The organism is Streptomyces sp. NPDC051310, assembly GCF_044455245.1.
GTDB lineage: Bacteria > Actinomycetota > Actinomycetes > Streptomycetales > Streptomycetaceae > Streptomyces.
The window spans coordinates 84,012-96,659 of record NZ_JBITEO010000021.1; the positions used below are offsets into that span (position 1 = coordinate 84,012).

The 12,648-nt window shown below is 76.0% G+C and carries 4 protein-coding genes; 3 read left to right on the plus strand and 1 reads right to left on the minus strand.

Annotation, left to right across the window (positions count from 1 at the left end):
- Complete coding sequence (locus ACIA79_RS26465) at positions 1 to 1,467, plus strand: PLP-dependent aminotransferase family protein (RefSeq protein WP_399430826.1); 1,467 nt, start codon at positions 1 to 3, stop codon at positions 1,465 to 1,467.
- A 255-nt stretch (positions 1,468 to 1,722) separates the two neighbouring features.
- Here ACIA79_RS26465 and ACIA79_RS26470 read toward each other — a convergent pair whose 3' ends face one another.
- Complete coding sequence (locus tag ACIA79_RS26470; protein ID WP_399430827.1) at positions 1,723 to 2,652, minus strand: S8 family serine peptidase; 930 nt, start codon at positions 2,650 to 2,652, stop codon at positions 1,723 to 1,725.
- A gap of 541 nt (positions 2,653 to 3,193) precedes the next feature.
- Here ACIA79_RS26470 and ACIA79_RS26475 point away from each other — a divergent pair.
- Positions 3,194 to 4,384 (plus strand): LuxR C-terminal-related transcriptional regulator, encoded by a 1,191-nt coding sequence (locus ACIA79_RS26475; protein WP_399430828.1) that lies wholly within the window; start codon positions 3,194 to 3,196, stop codon positions 4,382 to 4,384.
- 664 nt (positions 4,385 to 5,048) lie between these two features.
- Entirely contained in the window at positions 5,049 to 12,647 is a 7,599-nt protein-coding gene (locus ACIA79_RS26480; RefSeq protein ID WP_399430829.1) for an SDR family oxidoreductase, read from the plus strand.
- Position 12,648: the final 1 nt, after the last annotated feature.

Sequence of the window (12,648 nt, forward strand, 5' to 3'; positions counted from 1 at the left end):
ATGGAACCAATCTCTCCGCCCCTGGACGAACTCGTCGCCCGTCTCGGCCGCTGGTCGGCCGGGCGCGGCCCGCTGTACCTGCTTCTCGCCGCACGTTTCCGGCAGTTGATCGACGAGGGGCTGCTGGCTCCGGGTGTCCTGCTGCCGCCCGACCGGCGGCTCGCCACCGCGCTCGCGGTCGGCCGGACCACGGTCGTGGCGGCGTACGACACGCTGCGTCAGGAAGGGCGGCTGGTACGGCGGCAGGGCAGCGGGACGCGCGTGGCGTCCGCCGCGCTGCCACCCGGCCCCCGCGTGAGGGAGACGTCCAACCCGCTGTTCCTGCATCTGCTGGAGACGCCCGACGATGTGATCCTGATGAGTTGCGCGGCTCCGCTGGACCCGCCGCCCGAGCTCGCGGAGACGTACCGGACGCTGAGCCTCCCGGCCGGCGACCTGGGCTACCACCCGGCGGGTCTTCCGGCTCTGCGGGAAGCGATCGCCGGGCGGTACGCGGCACGCGGCGTCCCCACCGGTCCCGAGCAGATCCTGGTCACCACGGGTGCGCAGCAGGGCCTTTCGCTCGTGACCCGGCTGCTGGTCGCGCCCGGGGACGGCGTGCTGGTCGAGGCGCCGACGTATCCGGGAGCGCTGGACCTGTTCCGGGAGGCGGCGGCCGTCCCGCACCCGGTGTCGGTGGGGCCGGACGGGGTGGACGTGGCGGAGGCGGTCGAGGTGATGGAGAGCCGCCGGCCCGCTCTGGCCTATGTGGTCCCCCGGTTCCACAACCCGACCGGGACGGTGCTCCCCCCGCTGGCCGGCCGGCGGCTCGTCGAGGCGGCGAACGGGCTCGGGGTGCCGCTGGTGGACGACGAGGCGCTGGCGGACCTCGCGTTCGAGCCGGCGGTGCCGTGGCGGTCGCTGTCCTCCTACGGCGACGTCATCGGGGTCGGGTCACTGAGCAAGGCGGTGTGGGGCGGGCTGCGGATCGGGTGGGTGCGCGGCACGGCCCCGCTGATCGCGCGGCTGGCCCGGCTCAAGGCCCTCCACGACCTCGGGTCGGACGTGCCGGCCCAGCTCGTGGCCACCCGGCTGCTGGGCGGTTTCGCGCCGATCGTGGCGGCCCGGGCGCGGATGCTCCGCGCCGGCCACGACCACCTGCGGGGCGAGCTGGCGCGGCTGCTGCCGTCGTGGAGCTGCCCGCCGGCCGAGGGCGGCCAGACGCTCTGGGTGCGCCTCCCGTACGGGGACGGCGTCGCCTTCGCGCAGGTGGCGCTCCGGCACGGTGTGGCGGTGCTGCCGGGCGCCACGATGGATGCGCTGGGCGGGAGCACGCGCTGCCTGCGGCTGCACTTCCTGCTCCCCCCGGAGCTGCTGTCGGAGGCGGTGGGCAGACTGGCGCGGGCGTGGGCCGAGTACGCGGCCCAGGCCGCGCCGACGGTCTCCCCGGCGGTCTCCCCGGCGACGCTGAACGCGATCGCGGTCTGAGCGCGGGGCCCCGGGCGGCGGGGCGGCAGGGAGCGCGGCGGCAGTGGGCGGTGCCCGGGCTCCGTCGTCGTGCCTCCCCTCTCCAGGGTTGCCGTCGACGCCGACGCCCGAGGCGCCTGTGCGTCCTCGGCCGGCGGACGACCGGGGTGAACGGCCCGGCCCGGGCGGTGGGAGCCGTCCGGGCCGGGGTTCACGCGTCGCCCCCGCCGGAAAGGTGGGGTTGTCCGAGGAGGACGCCGCGCGCACGGGGGTCGTTCAGAGGGTGGACTTGAACAGCAGGCGGTTCGGGGTGCCGGTGATGTTGCCGCTGATCACGCCGGCGGTGCTGTTGCTGGTCAGCCAGTTGTTGACGGTGGCGCTGGACGCGTCGCCGTAGGCCGACTTGTAGAGAGCCGCCACACCGGAGACGTGCGGTGAGGCCATGGAGGTGCCGCTCATCGAGGTGGAGCCGCCTCCCGCCCGGGCCGAGGGGATGCTCACCCCGGGGGCGTAGAGGTCGGTGCAGCTGCCGTAGTTGCTGAAGCTCGCCTTGCGGTCCGAGGAGTCGGACGCGGCCACCGTGATGGTGCCCGACGCGCTCGCCGGGGAGACGTTGCAGGCGTCCTGGTTCTCGTTGCCCGCCGCGACGGCGAGGTGCACACCGGAGTTGGCGAGCGCCGTGGCCGCGTTGTTCAGCGCGACGGAGTAGCCGCCGCCCAGCGAGGCATTGGCGACGGCGGGCTTGACGGCGTTCTGCCGGACCCAGTCGAAGCCGGCGATGATGCCGGAGAACGAGCCGGAACCCTGGCAGTCGAGCACGCGCACACCGCGCAGCTGGACGCCCTTGGCCACTCCGTAGGTCGTGCCGCCGACGGTGCCGGCGACGTGCGTGCCGTGGCCGTTGCAGTCCTGGCCGGTGCCTCCGAAGGCGTCGAAGACGTTGCGGGCCCGGCCGCCGAAGTCGGCGTGCGCCGTGTCGATTCCGGTGTCGATGATGTACGCCGTCACGCCCGAACCGTTGCGGTTGTAGGTGTACGTGCCGTTCCGGCCGCTGCGCTGGTCCACGCGGTCCAGGCCCCAGGGTGCGTTGGTCTGGGTGGCCGTGGAGCTGACCTTCTGGTCCTCCTCTATGGACACCACCCGCGCGTCGGCTCGCAGTGCGGCGAGCTGGCCGGGGGTCAGATCGGCGGCGAATCCCTTGAGCACCCGCTGGTAGAGGTGGCGCGTCGTGACCGACTTGCTCCTGGCGAGACCGGCCGGGTCGGGGCGAGGGCGGCGATGTGCGTCTTGCGCATGTGGGGCTGACACCTTTCGTGGTACCGGCCGCCAAGGACACGGCCGGTGGGTGGGGGCGCAGCCGGCGAGCCGTACGAGGACGGCGGGAACCGTCTCCTGGGGATGGCTCGGCAGCGTGCGGAAGGTGGAACAGCGGGCGGCGCGACGGGGACGTCGTGCGGCGGTGGTGGTGGCGGTGGGGACCCGTCACCGGTCGGGGCGGGAACAAGGACCTGCCGGGACCACGCGGTCCGCCCCTCGGGGCAGGTCTGCCGGCGCGCACCGTACCGGCCGGCCATGGGCGGGATCGCCGCCCGGGGCGTCGGAGCGATTGCGGTGCGCGGCGAAAACATACTGGCGGGAACGGAGGGTTGACCACGGCCGAATCAGGCGTGACCGCCGGCGGACACAGCCGGGCGGGAGTGACCTGAGCCATGGTCAGGAGCGCGGTGACCGTCCTAAGGTCCTGTCCATGCCAGCAAGATCCGCCGACGGATCCCTGCCTGAAGCGCCGCCGGGCGCACGGGTGGGCGGGGGGTCGTCACGCACCGGGGAGAGGCCGTCGGGCGAGCCGAGCGGCATCGAGACGGCGGCGCGCAGCGCGTACGAAGCGCTCCTCGGCCGTACGGACCGGCCCGACGCGTCCCCCGCGTCCACCGCCCAGGATTCTGCGGACGCGGCCGCGGCGAAGGCGAGGGCGGCGGCCACCCCGGACCCCGCGCACGCCGCCCAGGAGGCCGCGTCCACCGCGCCCGACCACGCGCCCACCTCGCCGGTCACGCTGCCGGCGGACGTACGCAGCTGGCTCGCCGAGCGTCGGCTGCTCGACGAACGCCGTGGTCGGGTGCACTCGCCGCAGCGCGCGCTGCACGACCTGCTCACCGAGCAGCGGGCACGGGTCGACCGGTCCGTGGCGGAGCTCCACCGGGGCATGGCGGCGTTCGAGGACGTCCTGCGGCTGCTCCCCGGGTCCCAGGTCACGTCACGGGAGACCGTCGAGGCGGAGTTCTTCGGCGACCGCGCCCGGCTGCGGCAGCGCATCGAGGACCTGGACACGCTGTGCCGCAAGGAAGTCCTGGGTCTGCGCAGCACGTTCCCCGAACGGGAGGTCCTGGAGCGCGGCCTGGACTTCGATCTGCGGATGCTGGAACGCGGGGTCGAGCTGCGCCTGCTGGTGTCCGCCCGGGCCGCGCGGCGCACGGGCGCCGCGCGCTACCTCGCCGCTCTGAGGGAGCACGGCGCGCAGATACGGGTGACCACCACCGTGCCGCTCCATCTGAACGTCATCGACCGGGCCGTGACGGTCATGGCCCTGGGGCCCACGGACGACCCGACCGACACGTCCGGGGACGTCGTGCTGCACAGCGCCCGGCTCGCCGAGTGCTTCGCCCGGGTCTTCGACCACCACTGGGGCATCGGCCGCCCGACGGCCGCGGACGGCAAGCGGGTCGGCTGCGACGGTGGGACGGAGGACTTCTCGCCGAGGGAACGCGAGGTGCTGGCCTTGCTCGCCGCGGGGGCGAAGGACGAGGCGATCGCCCGCCGACTGGGGTGCTCCGAGCGCACGCTGCGCCGGCTCCTGACGGCACTGGTCGCCAAACTGGGCGCGGAGAGCCGCTTCGCGGCGGGGGTGCAGGCAGCGCGGCTGGGCCTGCTCGACTGAGGTGCCGCGGCGGCCGCGCGGTAGCCCACCGGGCGTCGGCGCGGGTCTCGGCCGCACGGACGTCGAGTCGGCCACCGGTCCCTCTGGTCCCACGGGTCCCACGGGTCCCGGCCGTGGTGGGCCGGCGCGGTGGCAAGCGCCGTGGTCCGGAGACGGTCGGCCCCGCCCAGCCGCACCCTCGAGGCTGGGGTCGGAGCGCACCGGATGCGGTGCGGGCTTCGCCGGGGGCCGCGGGTCCGTGCGGCCGCAGTTGCCCGTCTGCGGCCTGAAGGGTGCGCGACTCGAATCGGACAACAGAGCGCCGGCACCGGCAGCCGTCATGGGCATTCATGACGCTACTGACCAGTACTTTCCGGCTCCAGTGCACCCGCTCCGGGGCAACGCATTCACGCCGTTCATTACGGGTGAGGCGTCACGCGCCATTCTCCCGGTGAGCATCCGCTTTTCCTGCCGGGGATCCGCACCTCGCGTGGCCGCTTCCGCACCGCCGCCTTCGGATCAGGGACGCAGCGTTGACCCCTCAGTAACTTCCCGATACTTTCGCTACGTTCACCGAAAGGCCCGAATTCCCGTTCCGGGCCCGCGCGACCTTGTGCTTTCCCGCGGCCTTTGTTATGGCCGGAATACCCCCCTCCGGGCAACGCCATCGCACATTCGGAGAATTATGACGTCGGCAGCGCACGGCCTGAATACCGTCATCGGACTGACCCCCTTCGGCGAGCCCGACGCCCGGCTCGCGGCCGCCGTCACCCGCGGCGGCGGGCTCGGCGTCCTGGACCTCGGGGCCGCTGACCGGGCCGCCCGTGAAGCCCTCCGCGACCTGCGGGGGTGGCTCCCCGGGCGGTACGGGGTACGGATCGGTCAGCGGTGCCGATTACGTCCCGGGGACGCGGCCGGCCTGCTCGGCGGGCCCGGCGGGCCCCGTACCGTACTCCTCGATGTCGGGGCCCGGCTGCGGCCCGGTGACCTGCCACCCGGCGTGCGGGTGCTGGCCGAGGTCACCAGCCTGGCGGAAGCGCGGGCCGCCCTGGAGGACGGCGCGCACGGCCTCGTCGCCCGGGGCAGCGAATGCGGCGGCCGGATCGGGGACCTGAGTACGTTCGTGCTGCTCCAGCAACTCCTCGACGCCACCGGCCCCGACGGGCCCCCGGTGTGGGCGTGCGGGGGGATGGCGCCGGGCACGGCCGCCGCCGCCGTCGTCGGCGGAGCGGCGGGAGTGGTGCTCGACACCCAGCTGGCCCTCCTCGCGGAGTCATCGGTCCCCGCGTCCGTCGCCGCCGTCCTGAGATCCGTGGACGGCTCCGAGACCACGGTGCTCGGCGGCCACCGCTTCCTGCACCGCCGCGCACCCGGCGCCCCGCCGGTCACCGACCTGCCCGCCGACCGGGTCGCCGGCCTGCTCGGCGGGCGCGACCCGGACACCCGGTTGCTGCCGGCCGGTCAGGACGCCTTCCTCGCCGCCCTCTTCGCCGACCGCCACCGGGACGCGGCCGGCGCCGTCCGCGCCGTCACCGAAGCGGTCCGGGCGGCGACCGAGGACGACACCGCCGCCCGGAGTACGGTCGCCGGGTCGCCCATGAGCCGGGCGCTCGGCACCCGGTTGCCCGTCGCCCAGGGTCCGATGACCCGGGTCAGCGACGGGGCGGACTTCGCACGTGCCGTCGCCGACGGCGGGGCCCTGCCCTTCCTGGCCCTCGCGCTCGCCGGCCGTGAACAGGCCGACGCCCTGCTCTCCGAGGCGGCCACCGCGCTCGCGGGCAGCCCCTGGGGCGTGGGCATCCTCGGCTTCGCGCCCGAGGAGACCCGTACGGCACAACTCGACGCGGTGCGCGCGCACCGGCCCAGCCACGCCGTCATCGCCGGGGGCCGGCCCGCGCAGGCCCGCGCCCTGGAGGCGGACGGCATCCGCACCTTCCTGCACGTGCCCTCCCCCGGACTGCTGCGCCAGTACCTCGGGCAGGGCGCGCGCCGTTTCGTCTTCGAGGGCGCCGAGTGCGGGGGCCACGTGGGCCCGCGCAACAGCTTCCCCCTGTGGGAGGCGCAGACCGGCGTCCTGCTCGACCACCTGCGGGAGGATCCCGGCGCCGCGCCGGAGATCGAGGTGTTCTTCGCGGGCGGCGTGCACGACGCCCGCTCCGCCGCCATGGTGGCGGCCCTCGCCGCGCCGCTCAGCGCCCGCGGATGTGCGATCGGCGTGCTGATGGGCACCGCCTACCTGTTCACCCGGGAGGCCGTCGCCCACGGCGCCGTACGGCCCCTGTTCCAGCGGCAGGTCCTGGCCGCCGAAGGCACGGCCCTGCTGCGCACGGCCCCCGGGCACGCCACGCGGTGCGTACCGAGCCCGTTCAGCGAGGGCTTCCGGGACCTGGCGGCGGGCCTGCGCGCGCGGGGCGTTCCCGACCGTGAGGTCTGGGAGCGGCTGGAGCGCCTCAACGTGGGCCGGCTGCGGCTGGCGAGCAAGGGCGTGGAGCGTGCCGGGGACGGTGCCCTGGTTCCGGTGGACGAGCAACGGCAGTACGCCGAGGGGATGTTCATGGCCGGTCAGGTGGCGGTGCTGCGCGATGCCACCACCACCGTCGCCGCGCTGCACGCGTCCGTCACCGACGGGGCGGCCGCCTTCCTCGACCGGCGGCGCGCCGCCCTGCGGGCCGGGCGGGAGCAGGCCGGCGCCGAGCCCGGCACCCGGGCGCCCGCGCCGCTGGACGTGGCCGTCGTCGGCATGGCCTGCATGTTCCCGAACGCTCCGGACCTGGCCTCCTTCTGGGCGCAGGTGCTGGACGGCCGCGACGCCGTCACCGAAGTGCCCCCGGAGCGCTGGGACCCGGCCGTGCACTGCTCCCCCGGCCCGGACGGCAAGGGCCCGGCCAGCGCGTCGAAGTGGGGCGGGTTCCTGCCCCGCATCCCCTTCGATCCGCTGCGGTACGGCATTCCGCCCGCGTCCCTGGGCAGCATCGAGCCGGTGCAGCTGCTCGCGCTGGAAGCGTCCCGGCGCGCCCTGGAGGACGCCGGTTACGGCGAGGACGGCCGTGGCTTCGACCGTACGCGGACGGGGGTGGTGTTCGGCACCGAGGCCGGCAGCGACCTGTCCAACGCCACCACCCTGCGGGCCGTACTGCCCTCCTACTACGGGCAGGTGCCCGCCGGGCTGGACGAGCAGCTGCCCCGGCTCACCGAGGACACCTTCCCCGGCATGCTCGCCAACGTCGTCGCCGGCCGGGTGGCCAACCGGCTGGACCTGCGCGGTCCCAACTACACGGTGGACGCCGCCTGCGCCTCCTCGCTGGCGGCCCTGGACGTGGCGTGCAAGGAGCTCCTTCTCGGCACCAGCGACGTGATGCTGTGCGGCGGCGCGGACCTGCACAACGGCATCAACGACTACGCGCTCTTCACCTCCGTGCACGCGCTGTCCCCGACCGGCCGCTCCCGCGCCTTCGACCGGGACGCCGACGGCATCGCCCTCGGGGAGGGCGTCGCCTGCGTCGTCCTCAAACGGCTTACCGACGCCGAGCGGGACGGGGACCGGGTGTACGCGGTGATCAAGGGGGTCGGCGCTTCCAGCGACGGCCGCTCCCTGGGGCTGACCGCGCCCCGGCCGGAGGGCCAGCGCGCGGCCCTGGAGCGTGCCTACCGCGGCGCCGGGGTCTCCCCCGCCGACGTCGGTCTGGTGGAGGCGCACGGCACCGGAACGGTCGTCGGCGACCGCACCGAACTGGGCGTGCTCACCGCGGTCTTCACCGAGGCCGGTGCCCGCGGCGGGAGTTGTGTGCTGGGCTCGGTGAAGTCCCAGATCGGGCACACGAAGTGCGCGGCGGGGCTGGCCGGGCTCATCAAGACCGCGCTGGCTCTCCACACCGGAATCCGGCCGCCGACCCTGCACCTGGAGCGCCCGAACGCCGCCTGGCGGCCCGGCACCGGCCCCTTCGTCTTCCACCGGGAGTCGCTGCCGTGGCCGGCCGCACCGGAGCGGCGGTACGCGGGGCTGAGCGCGTTCGGCTTCGGCGGCACCAACTTCCACGCCGTTCTGGCCGCCCATGCCGGGGACGGGCCGCCGCCGGCGCACGCCCGGGACGCGTGGCCGGCCGAACTGTTCCTGTTCCGCGGGAGCGACCCGGCGGCCGCCCGGCGCGCCGCCGCCGGACTGCTGGACCTGGCCACCGCGGCCGCCCGCGGTGACACCCCGTGGCGGCTGCGCGACCTGGCCGCCACGGCGTCCCACCGCGCCGCGCGGGCCCGCGGGCCCGTCCGGATCGCCTTCGTCGCCTCGGACACCGAGGACCTGTGCCGGCTGCTGCGGGCCGCGGCGGAGGCGGACGACGAGTCGGACCCGGGCGCGGTGGCGGGCGCTGGGGCGAGTGCTGGAGAGGGCGGGGTTGCGGGCGCGGGAGTCTCCGCGCGTGCGGGGCACGGCCCGGGTGCGGGAACCTCGGCGCGTGCGGGGCTCGGCCCGGGTGCGGGTGCCTCGGCGGGTGCCGGGGGCAGGGTGCACCGGGCGGCCGAAGGCGACGAGGGAGCCGGGCGTACGGCGTTCCTCTTCCCCGGACAGGGCAGTCAGCGGCCCGGGATGTCCGCCCACCTCTTCACCACGTTCCCCGCACTCGGCCGGCTGCTCGGTGCCGACGCGGACGGCCGGACGGTCGCGGCGCTGTACCCGCCCGCCGCCTTCGACGACGCCGCCCGGGAGGTGGCGCGGCGGGCGCTCACCGACACGCGGGCCGCGCAGCCCGCCCTGGGCATGGTGGAACTGGCGGCGTACGAACTGCTCACCCGCTGCGGGATCCGGCCCGACATGGCCGCGGGCCACAGCTACGGCGAGATGGTCGCCCTGTGCGCCGCGGGTGTCATCGACACCGAGGCGCTGCCGCGGCTGAGTTCCGCCCGGGCCGCGGCCATCCTGGACGCGGCCGGTGACGATCCCGGCGCGATGGCGGCGGTGGCCGCCCCGCCGGAGGACATCGGCCGGGTGCTGGGCGGGCCGCCGCTGCTGGACGGGGTGGTGGTCGCCAACCACAACGCGCCGCGGCAGAGCGTCCTGTCGGGACCGACGCACGCGGTCGAGACGGCGGTGCGCCGGCTGCGGGACGCCGGGCTGGGTGTGAAGCGGCTGCCGGTGGCGTGCGCCTTCCACAGTCCGGTCGTGGCCGCGGCCGGGACGGCCTTCGGTCGGGTCCTGGCGGAACAGCCCTTACGGGAAGCGGAGTTCGAGGTGTGGGCCAACCGCACCGCCCGCCCCTACGCGCCCGGCCCCGAGGCGGTGCGCGAAGAACTCGCCGCGCAGATAGGAGCGCCGGTGCGGTTCGCGGCGCAGATCGAGGCGATGTACGGCGCCGGGGCCCGGACCTTCGTCGAGGTGGGTCCCGGACGGGTGCTGACCCGGCTCGTCGCGGACGTCCTGGGCGACCGGCCGCACCGGGTCGTCGCCTGCGAACCGCGTGCCGACAGCGGCCTGGCAGGTTTCCTCGACGCAGTGGCCCGGCTGGCGGTCGCCGGGCTGCCGGTGGCATGCGACTGGATGTTCCACGGACGGGACGCCGTGGACATCGACCTCGCGGCCGCCCCGCGCACGCCCGGCTGGACGGTGGACGGGCACCTCGTCCGTACCGCGTCCGGCGAGCCGCTTCCCGGCGCCCTCGCGCCGGCCCGACGAGTCGTGGAGGCACCCGTGACGACGAACCCCGGTGAGGCGCCGTCCGGCGCGCAGGACGCGCTCATCGCCGAGTTCCTGCGCAGCAGCCGGGAGCTGATCGCCGCACAGCGCGACGTGCTGCTCGCCTACTTCGGCGGCGTACCGGACGGATCGGCTTCCGGCGGATCGGTTACCGGCGGACCCGTGCCGGGCCGGGTGCCGGAGTACGGGACCGGGCAGGCGGCCGGCGCCGGCGCACCGGGCCTCGCGGCGCCGGCCGCGTACGGTGCGCCTCCGGCGGGCGCGCATCCGGCGGCCGCCGGCCGGAACGGTGTCCAGCAGGACGCCGCGCCCGCTCATGCACAGCCCGGCCAAGCCCTGCCGCACGCTCACGCCGTGACCGTTCCGGGGGGCGATGGGCCGGATGTCCCGCCGCCGGTGCCGCCGTCCGCGACCACCGAGTTCACCGAGTTCACCGAGGAGACGGCGGTACGGGCGGTCCTGGAGCTGATCAGCGAACGCACCGGCTATCCCCTGGACATGGTCGAGCCGGGCCTCGACCTGGAAGCCGATCTGAGCGTGGACTCGATCAAGCGGGCCGAGATCGCGGGCGAACTCGCGCGTCGCCTCGGCGGCTCGGGCGGTCCCGTACCGGCGGCACTGGACGATGCGGAGCTGGAGGAACTGACGCGGGCGCGGACCGCGTCCGAGATCGCCCGGTGGCTGGTGGACCGGGCGACGGGCCCCGGCGCGACCGGGGATCAGCCTGACCTGCCCGGGGTCCCGTCCGCCGCGCCTCAGGGCCACGTCGTACCTTCCGTCGGGACCGAGGCCTTCCCCGCTCCGGACGGCCCGGAACCCGTCGGCAGTAGGGCCCCGGAACCGGGAGCCGGACCGTCGGCACCCGGCTGGGACACGTCCGGCGCCCATGGTGCCGAGGCCGGTGGCGCCAGGAGTGGCGGGGCCGGTGCCGAACGCGTCGCCCCGGCGGCCCCGGCACGTGACACCGGCGGTCCCGCGGAGCCCGTCGTGGCCGCCCCCCGCCGGTACCGGATGGTGCGGGCGGCGCTGGCGGGCACCGCCGGGACGGCGGCGGACCTCACCGGCACACGGTGGGTGCTGATCGGCGACGGTGCCGGCGCCTGGCGCGGGACCTCCGCGCGGCTGCGGGCGCTGCTGCTGGAGCACGGTGCGCAGGCGGTGACGGCGGACGCGGACCCCACACCGGTGGCGGACACGGACCGCACGCCGGTGGCGGACACGGACCTCACGCCGGTGGCGGACACGGATGTCACGGCGGTGGCGGGCACGAACAGCACGGCGATGGCAGGCACGAACGGTACGGCTGTGGCGGACGGCCCGCCGGACGGCGTCGTCGTGCTGAGCGCGCTGGGCGACGACGGCGGGCCACCGTTCCTGCCCGCCGGCTTCGCCGTCGTACGGGCCGCCCTGCGCGGTGCCCCGCGGCGCCTGCTGGTCGTCCGGGAGGCGGGGTACGGGGCACGGGCGGCCGGGACGGACGGGCTGGTGCGGTCCGCGGCCCGCGAATACCCCGACGCCGGGGTGCGCTGCGTCGCGCTCGATCCGGGTGGTGCGCCCGGGCCGGCTGCCGCCGCGGACGCGCTGCTGGCGGAGCTGGCCGCGGGCGGCACCGAACCCGTCGTCCTGCGTACGCCCGCCGGACGGTTCGCGCCGGTGCTCGCCGAGGCGCCGCTCGGCCCGCTCGCCGGGACCGGCGCGGGGCCGGCCGGCGAGGGCGCCGCCGAAGCGGAGGCCATGGGGCTGGACCGCGGCAGCGTCGTGGTCGTCGCCGGCGGGGCCCGCGGGATCACCGCGCGGTGCGTGGCCGTGCTGGCTACCGCCGCCCGCTGCCGGATCGAGCTCATCGGCCGTACCCCCGCGCCCACCGGACCCGAGGACCCGGCGACCGCCGCCGCGCACGACCGCGCCGCCCTGCGGGGCGTGCTGGCCCGTACCGGCCGCCACTCCTCCCCCGCCGCGGTCGACGGCGCCGCCGACCTCATCCTGGCCCAGCGCGAGGTCGCCGCGACGCTCGACGCGGTACGGGCCGCCGGCGGCCGGGCCGGGTACCGCAGCGTCGACTGCCGGGACGCGGCCGCCGTACTCCAGGCCGTCAAGGAGATCCACTCGGAGCACGGCCGCGTCGACGGGGTGATCCACGCGGCCGGCATCGTCGAGGACCGGCTGATCGAGGACAAGTCGGAGGCGTCCTTCCGCCGCGTCCACGGCACCAAGACGGAGAGCGCGGCCGCGCTGCTCGCGGCGGTGGATCAGCTGCCCGAGGCCGAACGCCCCTCCTTCGTCGTACTGTTCGGCAGCATCGCGGCGGTTCTCGGCAACCGCGGCCAGTCCGACTACGCGGCGGCCAACGACGCGCTGGAGGCGTACGGCGCCGCCTGGGCCGCCCGCACCGGGCGGCGGGCGCTGACCGTGCACTGGGGGCCGTGGGCGCCCTCCGAGACCCACGGGGGCATGGTCGGCCCGGAGTTGGCGCGGCTCTACGCCCGGCGCGGTGTCCGCCTCATCGATCCGGAGGAAGGCGCCCTGGCCCTCCTGCGGGAGCTGGCGTGGGGCGACCCGGCGGAGCGGGCCGTCGTCCTGACCGCCTCGGAGTGGTGAG